This window comes from Microvirgula curvata (assembly GCF_054781615.1).
Genome location: NZ_BAAGUB010000020.1, coordinates 1 through 16,539, shown reverse-complemented (window position 1 = coordinate 16,539; position 16,539 = coordinate 1). Strand labels below are relative to the sequence as shown.

The window sequence follows — 16,539 nt, the reverse complement described above, 5'->3', positions numbered from 1 at the left end:
GGGCTGAAGAAAATCAGCGAAGTCGTGCCGGGTTATGACTTTGCCGGCGCCAGCAAGGATGGTTCGTACCAGGATGTCGCGCTGAACGGCGAACACTTTCTGAGCAGCCTGCGCCCGGTCGGCAAGACCGGCTGGTATCTCGGCGTGATGGTGCCGATGGCAGCCGCGACGGCCGAGGTGAATGCGACCGTCGGGCTGCTGCTCGGCCTGGTGATCGGCGGTCTGCTGCTGGCGGCACTGGTGGTATTTGTCGGCGTGACGCGGATGATGGCCGGGCTGGAAGTACTGCGCGACACCATGCGCAGCGTGGCGTCCGGTCAGGGCGACCTGACGGTCAAGCTGCCGGTCAGGAGCCAGGATGAGGTCGGCCAGATCGCGACCGCGTTCAACGAGTTCATGGCCAAGCTGCACGACATGTTCGTGACCGTGCGCAGCCATGCCGAAGACATGGCGACCGATGTCCAGAACCTGAATGGTGCGGCCGACCAGATCGCCTCCGATTCGCGCAACCAGTCGCAGGAAATTTCGTCGACGGCAGCAACGATCGAGGAAATCACCGTCAGCATCAATCATATCGCCGACCATGCGGAAGAAACCGATGCGCTGGTGCTGCAGTCGAACCAGCGTTCGGTCGAATCGCACGAGCTGATGAACAGCGTGGCGCAGGAAATCGGCATGGTGGTGGAGACGGTAGGCAAACTGCAGGATGCGATGAGCGGGCTGGCCAGCCAGTCCGAAGAGATCCGCGGCATCGTCAACGTGATTCACAGCATTGCCGACCAGACCAATCTGCTGGCGCTGAACGCGGCGATCGAAGCGGCGCGGGCCGGCGAACAGGGCCGCGGCTTCGCCGTGGTGGCCGACGAAGTGCGCAAGCTGGCCGAGCACTCGGCCAATGCCACGGTCGAAATCTCGCGCATGATCGACAAGATGGCGGTGCAGACCCAGCAGGCGATCGACTTTGCACAGGCCACGCACAGCCGGGTCGAATCCAGCGTCGGTTCGTCGCAGGAAGCCGCCGGCAAGATCGAAGAGATCCGGCTCAGCACCGACGAAGTGGTGGCACGGATCAAGGAAATCACCGCGTCGACCAAGGAGCAGAGCACGGCGACCAGCGACATGGCGCGCAGTGCCGAGCACATCAATGTCGCCGCCCAGCAGACCAGCACTCACGTCGAATCGGTGGTCAGGACCATTCACCAGCTGGCGGAGCGCGGTCGCGAACTGAAGTCGCTGGTCGGGCAGTTCCGCCTGTGAGCGGCCCGCGCCTTGTGACCCTCGCCAGCCTGCTGGCGCTGGTGACGGCGTGCGCGGGCACGCCGGCGCCCCCGGGGGGAAGCCCGGGGGTGCCGGTGTCCTTCGTGCTGATCCAGCCGGAAACCGGAAAACCGGCCGCACGCACGCCATACCGGCTGACCTTTGGCGAACGCCATATCCTGTCCGCTCCGCCGGGCGTGAACCTGATTACCGACAGCGTGGCTGAAGGCACGACCGATGCGCTTGGCCGTACCGATACCCTGCAGCTGGACGCGCCCGACAACGGCGACCACGTGCTGCTGCTGCGCCATGGCGTCGGCAACTTCGGTACCTTCTTCGAGCTGAGCGACAGTGACCGGCCCTCGCGGCCGATCGCCGGTCAGCGTTACCTGATCACCGGCTGCAAGCCGGGCGAGCAGTACGAGGGCGTGACCGATCCGGCCGGGCGCACCGTCTACTACAGCGGGGACGAGCAGTGCGACATCTCGCTGTCGGTGGCGCCGCAGGAACGCATCGCCATCGACTGAGCGCTCAGTCGCGCATGGCCTCCCATACCTTTGCGCTGTCGACCACCTGGACGAATTTGACGATGCGGCCGTCACGCAGCGTATGGATATGCGCAAAGGCCGCGGTGAAGGCCCTGCCTGTCGCGCGATACGTGCCGTGGTAGAAACCGTGGGCGATGATGTGCTCGCCGGCGTCGTGGAACTGGTCGACCCCGGCGCGATAGCCGTCCCATTCGCGGGCCAGACGTTCATGCACGTTGCGCAGGATGTCGTCGGGACCGATATAGGTGCCGGCGTACGGGAAACCGGCGGCCTCGGTCCACTCGGCATCTGCGGCCAGCGCTGCCCGCAGGTGACGGCCGTTGTCGGCCGCGTTGCCAGAATAGGTGGCGCGGACAATGTCGAGGTTGCTCATGCGGCCGTTCATGCCTGTTCTCCTTCGCTGTGGGACAGCGCCGTGACCAGCGCGTTGCGCCAGGCCTGCGGCTGGCCAGGATGGCGGCCGATGTCCAGCAGCGTGATCCGGCCGTCCGTCTGTTCCAGGGCAAAGGTCGGGAAGCCCTGGCCACCGACCCGCGCCAGCCAGGCGCGGCTGTCGGCGATATGCGCCTGTGTCGCCGGGCCGGCCTGACGCCGGTATTCGGCGTCGAACGCCACGCCATCCAGACCGATGTCGATCGCCATGGCCTGCAGGACGTCGGTATCGGCAATCCGCCGTCCTTCCACGTAGTGCGCCTGCTGCAGCCGACGCAGCAGATCCAGCCCGCGGCCGGCCAGTGCCTCGGCGGCGAGGATGGCGGTGGTCGGTGGTTCGGAATCGAGTACCGCCGAGGTGTCGCAGAGCAGTCCGTCCGTGTAGGCGCTGCCGAACGGCTGGCCGGTCAGCGCCGAGATGCGCTGGTCGTGCGGGCGCACGTAATCGCGCCACTGTGGCGTGACCGCGCGCCGGCTGGTCCCGGTCAGCATGCCGCCGGCGTGGAAGATCACGCGCAGGCCGGGCACGGTGCGGGCGGCGTCAACCAGCGGTGCGGCGCCATGGCACCAGCCGCACAGCGGATCGAAAATATAGTGCAGGGTCGCGTTTTGCATGAATGGGACTCCGGTTTCGGGATAACGAGTTATTGCGGCCAGGCCATTTCACCCTTGAGCACTTTGGCGCTCAGGCTCAGATCCTCGACCCCTTTCAGCTGCGGGTAGTGCTTCTGCATGGCGGCGGTCAGTGCAGCGGCATCTTTTGCCTGCGGCAGTTCGCGTTCCAGCACTTTCAGATAGTCACTGGTAAATCTGACCGGGGCCAGCGTCTGCGGGCTGCCGGGCAGGAAATGACCGGGCACTACCGTGCTTGGGTGCAGGGCGCCGATATCGGCCAGCGCGGTCTGCCAGCTGGCGCGTTCGGCCGGGGTCCGGGTATCGGCCGTCCATACATGCATATTGCCGGACACCAGTACGCCACCGACCACGGCCTTCAGCGACGGAATCCAGACAAAGGTCCGCTCGGGAGCCGGTCCCTTCAGACCACGGATTTCAAGGCGCTGGCCGTCGACTTTCAGCGTGTCGCCCGGCAGGGCCTCCGGGACCACGAGCGACTTCGGCGCGTTGTCCTTCAGGATCGGACCCCAGTAGGCGAGCTTGCCATCCTTGCTGGCGCGGATCGCGGCGACCGTCTGCGGGGTGGCGACGATTTTCGCGTCCGGGAAAGCCGCATGCAGCACGTCGAGCCCGAAATAGAAGTCCGGGTCGGAATGGCTGATATAGATGGTGGTCAGCTTCTTGCCGCTGGCCTTGATGCGTTCAACCAGTGCCTCGGCGTCATTGCGCTGGAACTGGGCATCGATCAGCACCGCTTCGGTCTTGCCGGTCACCAGTTCGGACGAGACCGGGAACACGCTGCGTTCGCCGGGATTGTAGACCTCGAGCTTCAGCGGCGCGGCGGCCAGGGCAGGGGCGGTCAGGGCGGCGGTGACGGCAGCGGCGGTCAGCTGGCGCAGCGAGAGCTTGAACATGGGGCAAATCCTGTATCGGGTGGGAATGGCTGCAGGATAGGTTGCAATCGGTGCTGGAAAAACCGGCTAAAATGCAATCATTTGTTGCATGAAACGGACGAATGATGGACCGGATCGTCGCTGCCGAAGTCTTTGTGGCCATTGTCGAGCGCGGCAGCATGATTGCCGCCGCCGAGGCGCTGGACATGTCACGGGCCATGGTCACGCGCTATCTGGCGCAGATGGAGCACTGGGCCGGCGCCCGTCTGCTGCACCGGACCACGCGCAAGCTCGGCCTGACCGATGCCGGCAGTGAGACACTGGCACGCTGCCGGCAGATGCTGGACATCGCCGCCGCCATGCCGGCGCCGGGCACGGCCGATACCGGTTCACCGCAGGGGTTGTTGCGGATCGCCTGCTCGCAGTCACTGGCGCAGGCGGCACTGGCGCCGGCAGTCGCCGGTTATCTGCGCCGCTATCCGCGCATGGCCATCGACCTGCAGATCGACAATCGCGCCGTCAATCTGGTCGAGGAACGCATCGATCTGGCGCTGCGCATCACCAATGCGCTGGACCCGAACCTGATCGCCCGGCAACTGGGAACTTGTGCATCGGTGCTGTGCGCGTCGCCAGCCTACCTGGCGGCCCATGGCACGCCGCGCCGGGTCGAGGACCTGGCGCTGCACGACTGCCTGACCTATTCGTACTTCGGCAAAAGCCTGTGGCAGTTCACGCGCGCTGGCGAGACGGTGTCGGTGCCGGTCAGCGGTCGCCTGAGCGCCAACGAATCGGTGGTGTTGCTGGCCGCCGTGCTGGAAGGGGCGGGTGTGGCGTTGCAGCCGCGCTATTCGGCAGCACCCCTGCTCGCCAGCGGCCGGCTGGTCGCGCTGTTGCCCGACTCTCTGCCGCAGCCGATGGGCATCCATGGCATCTATACCTCGCGCCAGTACCAGCCGGCCGGGCTGCGCGCGTTGCTGGACTATCTGGTCGACTGGTTTGCCGGCGACAGCCGCTGGCTGGAACTGACGCAGTGAGGCGGTTTGCCGCACGACGCCGGACAGGGAAGCCCCGCAACGGATAGCGGGCGCCGAAGCGAAATATCCCCGCCGTGGCGGGGAGGGAAGCGAACGGGTTCACGCCGGCAGGCGGGTACCGACGCCACGATGACTGTCGATTGCCCGCCTTTGTCCGTCGTCAGTGCTAGACCCGGAACTGGCCGATGGTGGTCAGCATCCGCTGCGCCTGCTCGTTCAGGTTGGCGGCGGTGGCCGAGTTGCTCTGCGAGCTGGAATGGCTTTCTTCGGCCATCTGCGCCACGCGTTCGATCTGCTGGGCGATGCTGGTGCTGGCCAGCGACTGCTCGCGCATCGAGTGCGAGATCTCGGCGATTTCGTCCACCGCACCGCTGGTGCGTTCGAGGATGCGGTTGATGGCCTCGGTCGCCTGGTTGGCGGATTCCATGCCGTTTTCGACCTGAGTCACGACATTCTGCATCGAGGTCACGGTCTGGTTGGCATCGCTCTGCATCGACGACACGGTGCTGGTGATTTCCTGGGTCGAGATCGCGGTGCGTTCGGCCAGTTTGCGCACCTCGTCGGCGACCACGGCGAAGCCGCGGCCGGTTTCGCCGGCACGGGCAGCCTCGATCGCTGCGTTCAGCGCCAGCAGATTGGTCTGTTCGGCGATGTCCTTGATCACGCCGACCACGGTGCCGATCGACGTGGTCTTTTCCTTCAGCTGTTCGATCTGGCCGGCGGCCAGTTTGACGCTGTCCGAAGTCTGGCGAATCATCTGGATGGTGTCGCGAATCACGGCGGCACCGATCGTGGCTTCTTCACCGGCCGCGCGGCCGCTCTGGTCTGCCTGCACCGAACGATCGGCGACGTGGTTGACGCTGACCGTCATCTGCTCGACTGCAGCCGACATGCTGGAGGTCGACTCGCTGACCTGTTCGACCGCCTGCGACATCTGCACCGACGAGTTGGCGACTTCCGACGCATGCCCGCCGACACTCTGGCCGATCTGGGTCAGCTCGACGAAGCTGGTCTGCAACATTTGCAGCAACTGGTTCAGCCGGTTGGCGATCAGCGCGATTTCGTCCTTGCCGCTGTCATCGACACGCAGGGTCAGGTTGCGTTCGCTGGTGATGGCGGCGATCTTGTGGTCCAGGTTGCCCAGCGTGCGGCGCACACTCATGGCCACCCACAGGCTGGCACCGGTAATGACCGCCAGCAACACCAGACCGAGCGTCATCAGCACCCACTTGGCATTGCGACCGGCCTGCACCGCTTCGCTGCCGGCCTGTATGCCCAGGGTCTTGTTGAATTCGACCATCTTGTCGATGGCAGTGTAGGTTTCCAGCGCCACCGGGCTCATCGTGCTCTTGATGTACTGCAGGGCGGCGTTGTTGCCTTCCACCGTGCCCTTGTCGGACAGCGCAAAGAAGCCGGGCAGCAGCCCTTCCCATTTCTTCACCGCGGCGAGGGTGGCCTCGGTGTTGGCACGATCCTCGTCATTGCTGATCAGCGTGGCCTTGTAGTTGCCCAGATCCTTGTACAGCTTGGCAAGATTGTCCTGCATGGCAGCCTGCGCGTCCTTCTTGCCTGCCGCATCCTGGGAGGCGGCATGGATGACGCCCTGGCGGCGTGCTTCGAGGTACAGCGCCTTGGCCTCCTGGGTGGCGATGATCGACGGCAGGGCATTCTCGGTGGCGTCAGAGACGTGGATTTCCACCATGCCCATCTGCACATACAGCGTCCAGAGCATGGCCACCAGGCCGACGAGACTGATCAGAGCCATTCCATACAGTTTGGTCGAGATTTTCATTTGGGTCACCTTGCGAATCAATATGTAACGATCTACGTGTGGGGCCTGGCATCCCTTTTTATGCAGAGGAGCGACATTGCATAAAAAGGGCGTCCTTTCCGTATTGCCGCTATGGGCGGCTGGCTTCAGAACGGACCCGGAGCAACTATCCGTTAATTAATATATCGGACGGCCCAATCCGGGACGAAGCACAAAATGAATATTTTTTTTCATTGTCTCGTTACTACCCGAATTGCATGAAGCATTAGGACAAACCCCATGCCCTGTTGGGCTTTTTGCGGGGGAACCGGTTTGCGTCGTGGCAATGACAGCAGAATGCATGGCGAAACTTAGGAAAGGAACAGCAGGAAGAAAATGAAATGCAGAAGATATGTATCAAAATTTTCATTCACTGCCAGAAGGCGATGAACGGTATGAATCCGGTTTTGTCGCGAATGATTCGCAAACAGGATATCAGCAGGAAACGGATCTGGATCCGGAGGGAGAATCCGGAAAGGAGGTAATAATGAGCAAGGGGAAAATAACGGCCGTTATCAGTTTTTCCCTGGCTGACACCAGGTCTGGCAGACGGGCAAAAGGAAAGACGCTACGGAAACCGTAGCGTCTTCTCATATATATCCGGATGGGTTCGCCCTGGGGCGGGACCGGGACCGGTTTGCCTCAATCAGGCAACGGCATCCTTGAATGCCTTGGCCGCGGTGAACTTCGGCGCGCGCTTCGCAGCGATGGTGATGGTTTCGCCGGTGGCCGGGTTGCGGCCCGTGCGCTCGGCGGTTTGCTTGATCGCGAACTTGCCCAGGCCCGGCAGGGTCACATCGCCGCCGGCCTTGAGCTGGTCGGCCAGCACGCTGTTGATGGCATCGAGCACGGCGGCCGTTTGGGCCTTGGTCAGGTCGATTTTGGCTGCGCCGATGAGGGCGTCGATCAATTCGGCTTTAGTCATGCAAAGTCCCTTGTTCCGAGTCTGGTGTGAAATGGAGACGAATACTACCTTGTTCTGGCCCGGCGTGTCGTCGATCTTGAGGAGAGTTTGACCCAACCCCGGCGGGATTTTGCGTCAAATTTTCCCGTTGACGGAACGCCCGGATTTCGCCTTGCACGGAGGGGGGCCGGCCGGGGCAAAAAGACCGGCTGGCAAGCCGTCCCTCCGGGGAGGCGCTCAGGCGTCGGTCAGGTCCTTGACCGTGTCGGCGGGACCATTGGTTTTGACCGATTCGATGCCCTTGTCACGACTTGCCTCTGCGGCATACATCTGGCTCGAGCCGATCACCTGGTGATTGGCTGCCTTCAGGTTGAAGAAGAACTTGTCGTTGCTCGACGTCTTGCGCTCATAGCGCTCGTCGTGCGGGCTGTTGGTCCGGACCGAGGCGATGCCGTTTTCGGCCGAGGCCCGGCTCTGGTACATCTCGCTGGTCAGGATCACTTCGCTGTTGCCGGCCTTGAGGACAAAGTAAAACTGGCCGTTCGTGCTTTTCTTGAGTTCGTACCACCCTGCCATGAACCTTCTCCCGCTGCACTGAGGAAAAAGGACGGGAAACCCTGCAGCCCGGGTTGTCCCGACACCTTGTGTTTACCGCCGCAGCATCCTGTGCATTGCGGCACGGCCCGCCGTCATGCCGGGTGCGTTGCCGGAGCATATCGCAACTCGGCCGGGGAGGGGAAAGCGGCGCAAAGCCACTGTGTTCATGACACCACGGCCGGGGCGGGTATGACATTTCTGCTTCCGCGCCGGGGTGTCGATGACGGGATAGCTGAACTATGCGTCGCTGTTGCTACCCTTATGCATTCCCTGCATGGATATCGGCGAAACTTGCAAACCGTGGCCGGTGGTTGAGGCTAGGATTCGAGCCGTGAGTCCGCATGCATGTTGTCATGCGGCAGATGTCAGCCATACCAATCGCTTCAAGCCAAGGAAGCGGTTCTTCAAAATGCGGATCGGAGTTGTGATGAAGTCGCAGAAATTAACCACCTGGATCGTGGCCGGCATGGTGCTGGGCGTGGTCGTCGGCTACTACTGTCATGCCAGATGGCCCGACCCGGCGGAAGCCAAGGAAGTCGCAGGGTACTTTTCGATCATTACCGACGTATTCCTGCGTCTGATCAAGATGATCATTGCGCCGCTGGTGTTTGCCGGTCTGGTATCCGGCATCGCCAGCATGGATGACCATCGTCAGGTCGGCCGCATCGGCCTGCGCGCACTCGGCTGGTTCGTGTGCGCCTCGCTGGTCTCGCTGCTGCTCGGCATGGTGCTGGCCAACATGCTGCAACTCGGCCAGTCGCTGAACCTGACGCTGCCGGAAGCCGGCGCCGCGACCAATATCGACGTGTCCGGCTTCAGCCTGAAGAACTTCCTGGTGCACCTGGTGCCGACCAGCTTCTTCGATGCGATGAGCAAGAACGAGATCCTGCAGATCCTGCTGTTCTCGCTGTTCTTCGGCTTCGCCATCTCGTCGATGAAACTCGGCAAGCAGTCGATCATCGTCCGCGGCGTCGACGAGCTGTTCAAGCTGATGCTGCGCGTGACCGACTATGTGATGTGGGCTGCTCCGTTCGGCGTGTTCGCTGCCATCGCCTCGGTGGTCACCACCCAGGGCCTCGGCGTGATCGTCACCTACAGCAAGCTGATCGGCGCGTTCTACGCCGGCCTGATGCTGCTGTGGGCACTGCTGATCTCGGTGGGCATCCTGTTTGTCGGCCGTTCGATCCTGCGCCTGATGGGCATGATCCGCGAACCGATGATCATCGCCTTCTCGACCGCCAGCAGCGAAGCCGCCTATCCGAAGACGCTGGAACAGCTGGAACGCTTTGGTGTCAGCAAGAAGATCTCCGGCTTCGTGCTGCCGCTCGGCTACTCGTTCAACCTTGACGGTTCGATGATGTACCAGTCGTTTGCCGTGCTGTTTATCGCCCAGGCCTACGGTATCCATCTGACCTTCGCCCACCAGGTCATGATGCTGTTGATGATGATGCTGATGAGCAAGGGCATGGCCGGCGTGCCGCGCGCCTCGCTGGTGGTGGTGGCTGCCGCGCTGCCGATGCTTGGCCTGCCGATGGAAGGGCTGCTGCTGGTGATGGGCGTCGACCAGTTCTTCGACATGGGCCGTACCGCCACCAACGTGGTCGGCAACAGCATCGCCTCGGTGGTGGTGGCCAAGTGGGAAGGCGCCCTCAGCGACGGGCCGGAACCCGAGGTCGTCGAAGAAGGCGAACCGGTCCTGGTCGAAGCCAAGGCAGGCGAGGCCGCCTGACGCGCTCCGCTGCCCTCTTCAAAACCGCGCCCTGAACCGGCGCGGTTTTTTTGTTCCTCGACGACGCACGGCCATTTTTGCTGCCTGCCACGCCGGGCACTATCCATATCATGGACAGGTTGTATTGATTCCGGGTGTCTGGTTTGATGGCGATGCCCTGCATAGCATGATGTTTTCAACGCCAGGAAACATCATCATGCCCGGAATCAACAAGCGTATTGCGGCGGCCTTGCTGGCCGCCGCCTTCTTCCCGTTCCCCCTCGCGCAGGCACAACCGGTCTCCGTGCCGCAGCATGTCGTGCCGCAGCAGGCCGGGGGCTATGGCGTGCAGGTGGGGGATGTCAGGGTGATGTCGCTGACGGATGGCTCGGTACCCCAGAATCTGTACGAACTGTTCCAGCGGACAAAGCCTGAACACATTGACCGGCTGCTTGCGAGGAATTTTCAAAGCAATCCCGTTGAAGCCTCGATCAATGCCTTTCTCGTCACGTTGCCCGGACATCTGCTGCTGGTCGACACGGGTTCCGGCCAGCTGTTCGGCCCGGGAAAGGGCGGGCGGCTGATCGAAAGTCTGGCTGCGCAAGGTATCGGGCCTCAGGACATCACGGACATCCTTCTCACCCATGCACACTCCGACCATGCCGGCGGCCTGGTCAGGGAGGGTCAGCGGGTTTTTCCCGATGCCACCGTTTACGTCGGCAAGCCCGACATCGATTTCTTCTTCAATGAAGACAATCAGAAAAAGACCGGGTATGACCAGGCGTATTTCGATATTGCCCGGCTGACCCTCTCGCCTTACCTGAAAGCCGGCAAAGTCAGGACTTTCTCGGGAACGCAGGAGATCCTTCCCGGCATGACCGCAACGGTGCATCCCGGTCATACGCCAGGCTCGGCCTTTTATCGGCTGACCAGTCAAGGCGAGAGCATCACCTTTGTCGGCGACATCATCCACGTCGCGGCAGTGCAGTTTCCCGATCCGGATGTGACCATTGCCTACGACGAAGACCAGGCCCGGGCCGCTGCCGTCAGGAAAGCCGGGTTTGCGTCATTCGCCCGGGAGCGCACGCTCATTGCTGCGCCGCACCTGCCGTTTCCGGGAATCGGTCATGTGCGGGCCACTGGCGGAAATGGCTATGATTGGGTTCCTGTCACCTATACGAACCGCGAAGGGAATCAGCACCCGTGACCCATGTCCCTCTGCTGCCTTTGCCGAATGAGGAACCGGCATGAAGCTGCCTTCAGGCATCGGCATGGATCTGCTGCTGGCCCTTGATGCCTTGCTGGTCGAGCAGAACATCACCCATGCTGCCTTGCGGCTGGGCATCAGCCAGCCTGCCATGTCTGCCCGGCTGATGCGGTTGCGGCAGCTATTCGGAGAGCGGCTGTTCGTGGCCGCGCCCAATGGGCGCGGTATTCTGCCGACCCCTCGCGCGCTGGCTCTGCGGCCGGGGCTTCAGCGTGTCCTGAGTGGCATTTCAACCCTGCTGGAGCCCGTGGTTTTCGAGCCGGGTACCAGTCAGCGGACCTTTGTCATTGCCCTGCATGAGAACCCGGCCCTGGTGCTGGGCGCCGATCTCGTCAACCGGATTCGCGAGCAGGCACCGCAAGTGCGCCTGCGATTCGCGCTGCCGGACCTCGACGATCTGCCCCGGCAGATGGAGCATGGCGAGATCGACGTTTTCATCGGTCCCGGCGATGTGGCTGAACCTGGCTGGGTGGGGCGCAAACTGTTTGCCGATGATTTCGTTACCGCCCAGCGGAAGGGGCACCCTCGCGGGCTGCGCAAGCTGGAGCTGCCCGCGTTCTGTGCCGCTCCCCATTTGCTTGTGTCTGCCGAGGGCGATCCGTTCTCCGGATTTGTGGATCATGCACTGGCCAGGCTCGGCCACAGCCGGCAGGTGGCGATGTCTGTCCAGAGCTATGCCATGGCACCGCCGCTGGTTGCGGGCACGGATCTCCTGTGCACCCTGCCGCGACGGCTGCTGCAGCGTTTTGCCTCATCGCTGGATCTTTTTGAACCACCGCTTGCCTTGCCGCACCTGTCCATCCACGCGTATTGGCCTCCTCGCCATCACGAAGATGCGGCAAGTGTCTGGTTTCGCGAAAACCTGTTCCAGGCGGCCGGGCTGGAAAACCTGCCGGGGGCATCGTCACCCGGGCGTGACGGCCATGCGGCAGGGTGAAGGCCCCCGGGGCCGGGGGCCGGCTGCATTATTTCGTTGCCGGTTCCACTGCCACGGCGACTGACTCCACATAAGTGGCCACGACCTGGTCGCCCTTGCGGATCTTGTGGAACACGTCCGGGTCATCGACCCGGACATCGACGGTACGGCCACGCGTCCCCTTCAGCGTCACCTGCTGCAGGCTGGCGTCGACGGCAATCACATTGGCGGTGACGGTAATGCGGCGCGCTTCGGTCATGCCCGGCTTGGCACCTGCCGGCGCAATCGAGCCGCTCTCGACCACATCGCGTTCGGCGATCTTGTCGCCCTTCTTGACCAGCGCCACGGCCACGGCGACCCGGTAGTGCACATTGACGTGATCGCCGACCCGGATCTGGGCAAAGTTCTTCACGTCATCGCTGATGGCGAAATCCTGCACCCGGCCGGCCGGTCCCTTGATGGTCACGATGCGGTTTTTGGTATCGACCCGGGTGATGGTGCCGGTGATCCGGATATGGGTGCCCTGCGCATCGGCTTCGACCACCTGGGCGGAGGACGGGTCGGCGGCATGGGCGACGTTCAGCAGGGACAGGGCCAGCAAGCCGGCGGCAGCGTGGCGGATCAGCAGGGACGGTTTCATCAGGTGCTCCAGTGTGAGGGGGTAACGCTTGGCTTTGGCGTCGTTCTGACGCCATTCAGGCACTGTAGTTCATGGCGTGATGGACGGTGGCGCATCCAGTGTGAAAACATGCCTAACTGCGACATCCTGGACTATATTATCGACATATTCGCGTTTCATTATTGACGATGTAATATGATGGGAGCGAAACCAGAATTTAATAAGTAATGTCTTGATCCGTTATGGATTTTAGCCCATTGGCATCACCCGAAAGGTTTGGCATGAGAACGCTGAAAAGCAGACTGATTCTGCTCAATGTGCTGTTTATCGCCCTGTTCGGACTCGTCCTGGTCACGCAGTCCTTCCTTCAGTTGCGCACCGAGGTTCGTGACGGCCTGAACCTGGAGTTCTCAGCCACCTTGCGTGGTCAGAGCACCGTCATTCAAAACTGGTTTGGCGAGAAAAAACAACAGTTATCGGCACTGACCGGCGTAGCGGCGGGTCCGAATGCGCTGGCCAACCTGAAGCAGGGGGCCGTGGCAGGGAATTTCTTCATCAATTACGTCGGCTTCCCGGACGGACGCAGCATTTTCTCTGACGACTGGGTGGCGACACCGGATTACATCGTCACCGAAAAGCCGTGGTACGTGCAGGCGAAGACGACCGGCAAGCCGACGATCACCGAACCGTATGTCGACCAGGTGTCGAAGCGGCTGGTGCTGACCGTCGCCGTGCCGATGCTGGAAGGGGGGCAGTTCCATGGCGTGGTGGCCGGGGACGTGTTCGTCGACGAACTGGTCAAGTCGGTGCTGTCGCTGAAACCGCGTGGTGATGGCTACACCTTCATCGTCAACAAGCAGGGGACAGTCATTGCCCACCCGGACAATGCGCTGACGCTGAAGTCGATCTCGAGCATCGCGCCGTCGCTCGTGCCGGAGCGGCTGGCGGCCATCGCCGAATCGCATGCGCTGAATGAAGTCGACATCAATGGCAAGACCATGCTGGTGGCGATCGAGCAGATTCCGGGGACCGACTGGTACATGGGCATCACCGCCGACAAGGACCTGATCTTTGCGCCGCTGAATGCCGAGCTGTTCAAGACGGTCGGCATGAGCATGCTGCTGTTCATCCTGGTCGGCGTGGTGTCCAGCGTCGTGATCGGCCGGATGCTCAGCGGGCTGACCCGCCTGCGCGACGCGATGGCCGGCATTGCCAGCGGTGAAGGCGAAGGCGACCTGACCATCCGGCTCGATGCCCGCGGCCGGGATGAAATTGCCGATACCGGACGGGCGTTCAACCAGTTTGTTGCCAAGCTTGCCCACCTGTTCGGCGAGTTGCAGGGCGAGGCGCAGTCGCTGATCGGCGGCGTCAAGGATGCCAGCGGCCATGTGGCCGGGCTGGCCGACGGCGCCCGGCAGATGGCCGACGTGTCGTCGAACAATGCCGCCACGCTGGAAGAAATCTCGGTCAGCATCTCGCATATCGCCGATACGGCAACCCAGGCCGATGCCCTGATCCGCGATACCAACGGCGATCTGTCGAACTGCTCCAGCAATATGCATCAGCTGTCGGTCAGCATCGAAGAGACGGTCAAGGCGGTGCACGGGATGGAGGACATGCTGACCTCGCTCGACAACAGCACCCAGGACATCTCCAGCATTACCGAAGTGATTCGCGACATCGCCGACCAGACCAACCTGCTGGCGCTGAATGCTGCCATCGAGGCGGCCCGCGCCGGCGAGCAGGGCAGGGGCTTTGCCGTGGTGGCCGATGAAGTGCGCAAGCTGGCTGAGCGCACCGCGCAGGCCACGCTGGAAATCTCGCACCGGGTGGATTCGATCCGCCAGGAAACCGGCAATGTGGTCAGTGACATGAAGCGGACCGTCGAGGCCGTCGACGCCGGTGTGGTGCTGACGCAGACTGCGGCCGGCGAAATCTCTGCCGTTCGCGAGTCGATGGATGAAGTGGTCAGCAAGATGAACGACATCGCACTGTCGACCACCGAGCAGCACAAGGCATCGACCCTGATCGCCCAGAGTACCGAAGCGATCAACAACCAGGTCATCGGCAACGACGATGCGCTGCACAGTGTCAGCGGGGCGCTGACCGAACTGAGCGGCACCGCAGAGCGGATGCAGGGGGTGTTCGGGCGCTTCAAACTGTAATCAGGCCAACGGGCAGACATCTTCCCGTCCATTGACAAAGGCGTTATCCGCATTGGCGGGTAACGCCTTTTTCTGTTTGTGGCGGGTCCCTGTATTCCATTCATCAGGCCGGAGTGGCAGCGCAGCTGGCACCCCTTATAAATCATTCAAATACCTGATGTGCCAGAGGAAACCATGCCGGTTTCGGTTCTCGAAACGGCCTGTTCCTCCATGTGATTCCTCGTGTTTTTTCACTCTTGCATTTTTAAATGCAGGCCCTGCTGTTGCCCGCATTCAGCCCATGCCATGCATGGAATTCTTCATGCAGATCAGGAGTTGTCATGCCTGCCGAACATTCCCTCGCGTCATCTGCCGTTTCCGTCGCCCCGCCGACCCTGCCCACCATCCACGACGCCCTTCCCGGCCCCGGTGACGGCAGCGGGCCCACCCTCTCCGCCGGCCTGGTCTCGTTCGACATCCCGCTGTCTCTCCCCGTCGCCCGCGAATCCGCCCCCGCCCTGACCCTCGGCTACAGCGCCGGCGCCGGCAACGGCCCCTGCGGCACCGGCTGGCGGCTCGCCCTGCCGACCATCCAGCGTCGCACCCGCCTCGGCGTCCCGCAGTACAACGACGACGACGTGTTTGTCGGCCCCGATGGCGAACCGCTGGTTCCCCAGCTGGACGCTGACGGCAAGGTGGTGGTGCAAACCGGCGTCACCCGCTGTGTCGGCTCCACCCTGCCGCTGTCGTATACCGTCACCCCTTATTCCTCGCGCACCCAGACCGATTATTCCCGCTACCAATACTGGCAATCCGGGACCAGCGCTTTCTGGTTATGGTTCGAGCGCAACGGCGTCATTCACTGCCTTGGTTACACCGCGCAGATCAGCGATCCGGCCTGTCCCGGCCATATCGCCCGCTGGCTGATCGAGGAATCGCTGTTCCCGAATGGCGAACACGTGCTGTACCGCTATGTGGCCGAGGATGGCGCCGGCATCAGCGACAGCCGCGATCAGACCGCCCAGCGCTATCCCGACCGCATCGACTACGCGAATCTGACCGCCTCGGCCACCTTCTACCTGTTCGGCACCGTGCCCGACGAGGCCGGCTGGCTGCGCACGCTCAAATTCGACTACGGCCAGCGCCCGGCCGACGATCAGCCGCCGCCGGCCTGGGACACCAGCGGGGTCTGGACCTGCCGCCCGGATGCCTTCTCCGACTACCGCTTCGGCTTCGAGCTGCGCAGCCACCGGCTGTGCCGGCAGTTGCTGGCCTTCGGCCGCGACCCGGCCAGCCCGGCCACGCCGACCCTGCTGTCCTGCCTGTCGTTCAGCTACGACAGTTCGGTCTTCGGCTCCGTGCTGACCGCACTGCGCCGCCGCGCCTACGAGGCCGACGGCAGCCTGCTCGATCTGCCGGCGACCCTGTTCAGCTACTCTTCCTCCACCCCGGCTGTCGATTACTCTTCCTCCACCCCGGCTGTCGATGGCCAGTACCAGCCGCTGGCCGACTGGGCCGAGCCGCCGGGCTACCAGCTGGTCGACCTGTACGGCGACGGCCTGCCCGGGCTGCTGTACCAGCAGGCCGGCGCCTGGCTGTACCGCGCGCCGCAGCGGGTGATCAGCGCGGACCCGGACGGCATCAGCTACGGCAAGGCCACCGCCCTGCCGCAGGCGCCCAGGGCCGCAGCGGGGGGGCGGCAACTGCTGCTCGACATGACCGGCGACGGCCGGCTGGACTGGGTCAGCGTCCAGCCCGGGCTGGCCGGCTTCTTTGCCCTGAACGACGACCACAG

15 protein-coding genes are annotated in these 16,539 nt (G+C 63.0%); 8 read left to right on the top strand and 7 right to left on the bottom strand.

Translation table 11 applies throughout. The features are described from left to right. Both ACYVG8_RS09840 and ACYVG8_RS09835 read left to right on the top strand, forming a co-directional pair. Positions 1-1,257: methyl-accepting chemotaxis protein (locus ACYVG8_RS09840; protein WP_460745666.1), on the top strand; the 1,257-nt coding region annotated here is incomplete at its 5' end. Next, positions 1,254-1,784, top strand: coding sequence for a hypothetical protein (locus ACYVG8_RS09835; protein ID WP_460745665.1), 531 nt, complete (start codon positions 1,254-1,256; stop codon positions 1,782-1,784). The genes ACYVG8_RS09840 and ACYVG8_RS09835, both read left to right, overlap by 4 nt. 4 nt (positions 1,785-1,788) lie before the next feature. Here the strand turns inward: ACYVG8_RS09835 and ACYVG8_RS09830 are convergent, their stop codons facing one another. The 3 genes from ACYVG8_RS09830 to ACYVG8_RS09820 are packed head-to-tail and all read right to left on the bottom strand — an operon-like array spanning position 1,789 to position 3,766. Beyond that, a complete protein-coding gene (locus tag ACYVG8_RS09830) occupies positions 1,789-2,190 on the bottom strand; it encodes a nuclear transport factor 2 family protein (protein WP_460745663.1) in 402 nt (133 codons plus the stop codon). Continuing rightward, positions 2,187-2,852, bottom strand: coding sequence for a DsbA family protein (locus ACYVG8_RS09825; RefSeq protein WP_460745662.1), 666 nt, complete (start codon positions 2,850-2,852; stop codon positions 2,187-2,189). Before ACYVG8_RS09825 ends, ACYVG8_RS09830 begins: the two co-directional genes overlap by 4 nt. A 29-nt stretch (positions 2,853-2,881) precedes the next feature. After that, the gene (locus tag ACYVG8_RS09820; RefSeq protein ID WP_460745660.1) at positions 2,882-3,766 is read right to left on the bottom strand and encodes an MBL fold metallo-hydrolase; all 885 of its coding nucleotides are present in this window, start codon (positions 3,764-3,766) and stop codon (positions 2,882-2,884) included. A 101-nt stretch (positions 3,767-3,867) separates the two neighbouring features. On the opposite strand from ACYVG8_RS09820, the gene ACYVG8_RS09815 reads away from it, so the two are divergent. Then, complete coding sequence (locus ACYVG8_RS09815) at positions 3,868-4,779, top strand: LysR family transcriptional regulator (RefSeq protein WP_276527362.1); 912 nt, start codon at positions 3,868-3,870, stop codon at positions 4,777-4,779. A gap of 166 nt (positions 4,780-4,945) precedes the next feature. Here the strand turns inward: ACYVG8_RS09815 and ACYVG8_RS09810 are convergent, their stop codons facing one another. The 3 genes from ACYVG8_RS09810 to ACYVG8_RS09800 form a co-directional block, all read right to left on the bottom strand. After that, positions 4,946-6,571 carry a methyl-accepting chemotaxis protein gene (locus ACYVG8_RS09810; RefSeq protein ID WP_460745659.1) on the bottom strand — a complete coding sequence of 542 codons (1,626 nt, stop codon included), beginning with the start codon at positions 6,569-6,571 and terminating at the stop codon, positions 4,946-4,948. Positions 6,572-7,235: 664 nt separating this feature from the next. Continuing rightward, complete coding sequence (locus ACYVG8_RS09805) at positions 7,236-7,514, bottom strand: HU family DNA-binding protein (RefSeq protein ID WP_036386399.1); 279 nt, start codon at positions 7,512-7,514, stop codon at positions 7,236-7,238. 216 nt (positions 7,515-7,730) lie between these two features. Next, entirely contained in the window at positions 7,731-8,069 is a 339-nt protein-coding gene (locus ACYVG8_RS09800; RefSeq protein WP_281660732.1) for a YegP family protein, read from the bottom strand. A 448-nt stretch (positions 8,070-8,517) separates the two neighbouring features. On the opposite strand from ACYVG8_RS09800, the gene ACYVG8_RS09795 reads away from it, so the two are divergent. The 3 genes from ACYVG8_RS09795 (at position 8,518) to ACYVG8_RS09785 (ending at position 12,002) form a co-directional block, all read left to right on the top strand. Then, on the top strand, positions 8,518-9,819 hold the full coding sequence (locus ACYVG8_RS09795; RefSeq protein ID WP_036386401.1) for a dicarboxylate/amino acid:cation symporter: 1,302 nt from the start codon (positions 8,518-8,520) through the stop codon (positions 9,817-9,819). Positions 9,820-10,015: 196 nt separating this feature from the next. Beyond that, positions 10,016-11,005 carry an MBL fold metallo-hydrolase gene (locus ACYVG8_RS09790; protein WP_460745657.1) on the top strand — a complete coding sequence of 330 codons (990 nt, stop codon included), beginning with the start codon at positions 10,016-10,018 and terminating at the stop codon, positions 11,003-11,005. 40 nt (positions 11,006-11,045) lie between these two features. After that, complete coding sequence (locus tag ACYVG8_RS09785) at positions 11,046-12,002, top strand: LysR family transcriptional regulator (protein WP_460745656.1); 957 nt, start codon at positions 11,046-11,048, stop codon at positions 12,000-12,002. Between the two features lie 28 nt (positions 12,003-12,030). Here the strand turns inward: ACYVG8_RS09785 and ACYVG8_RS09780 are convergent, their stop codons facing one another. Continuing rightward, positions 12,031-12,621 (bottom strand): hypothetical protein, encoded by a 591-nt coding sequence (locus ACYVG8_RS09780; protein ID WP_460745654.1) that lies wholly within the window; start codon positions 12,619-12,621, stop codon positions 12,031-12,033. A gap of 260 nt (positions 12,622-12,881) precedes the next feature. On the opposite strand from ACYVG8_RS09780, the gene ACYVG8_RS09775 reads away from it, so the two are divergent. Beyond that, the gene (locus ACYVG8_RS09775) at positions 12,882-14,765 is read left to right on the top strand and encodes a methyl-accepting chemotaxis protein (protein WP_028499865.1); all 1,884 of its coding nucleotides are present in this window, start codon (positions 12,882-12,884) and stop codon (positions 14,763-14,765) included. A gap of 320 nt (positions 14,766-15,085) precedes the next feature. Beyond that, positions 15,086-16,539, top strand: a 1,454-nt coding sequence (locus tag ACYVG8_RS09770) for a SpvB/TcaC N-terminal domain-containing protein (protein ID WP_460745653.1), incomplete at its 3' end; no start/stop codon positions are given.

Excerpts from the sequence above, each read along its gene's own strand:
- ACYVG8_RS09825 (WP_460745662.1), bottom strand. The coding sequence starts at position 2,852 with ATGCAAAACGCGACCCTGCACTATATTTTCGATCCGCTGTGCGGCTGG.
- ACYVG8_RS09810 (WP_460745659.1), bottom strand. The coding sequence starts at position 6,571 with ATGAAAATCTCGACCAAACTGTATGGAATGGCTCTGATCAGTCTCGTC.
- ACYVG8_RS09800 (WP_281660732.1), bottom strand. The coding sequence starts at position 8,069 with ATGGCAGGGTGGTACGAACTCAAGAAAAGCACGAACGGCCAGTTTTAC.
- ACYVG8_RS09820 (WP_460745660.1), bottom strand. The coding sequence starts at position 3,766 with ATGTTCAAGCTCTCGCTGCGCCAGCTGACCGCCGCTGCCGTCACCGCC.
- ACYVG8_RS09775 (WP_028499865.1), top strand. The coding sequence starts at position 12,882 with ATGAGAACGCTGAAAAGCAGACTGATTCTGCTCAATGTGCTGTTTATC.
- ACYVG8_RS09815 (WP_276527362.1), top strand. The coding sequence starts at position 3,868 with ATGATGGACCGGATCGTCGCTGCCGAAGTCTTTGTGGCCATTGTCGAG.
- ACYVG8_RS09790 (WP_460745657.1), top strand. The coding sequence starts at position 10,016 with ATGCCCGGAATCAACAAGCGTATTGCGGCGGCCTTGCTGGCCGCCGCC.
- ACYVG8_RS09785 (WP_460745656.1), top strand. The coding sequence starts at position 11,046 with ATGAAGCTGCCTTCAGGCATCGGCATGGATCTGCTGCTGGCCCTTGAT.
- ACYVG8_RS09780 (WP_460745654.1), bottom strand. The coding sequence starts at position 12,621 with ATGAAACCGTCCCTGCTGATCCGCCACGCTGCCGCCGGCTTGCTGGCC.
- ACYVG8_RS09830 (WP_460745663.1), bottom strand. The coding sequence starts at position 2,190 with ATGAACGGCCGCATGAGCAACCTCGACATTGTCCGCGCCACCTATTCT.
- ACYVG8_RS09795 (WP_036386401.1), top strand. The coding sequence starts at position 8,518 with ATGAAGTCGCAGAAATTAACCACCTGGATCGTGGCCGGCATGGTGCTG.
- ACYVG8_RS09805 (WP_036386399.1), bottom strand. The coding sequence starts at position 7,514 with ATGACTAAAGCCGAATTGATCGACGCCCTCATCGGCGCAGCCAAAATC.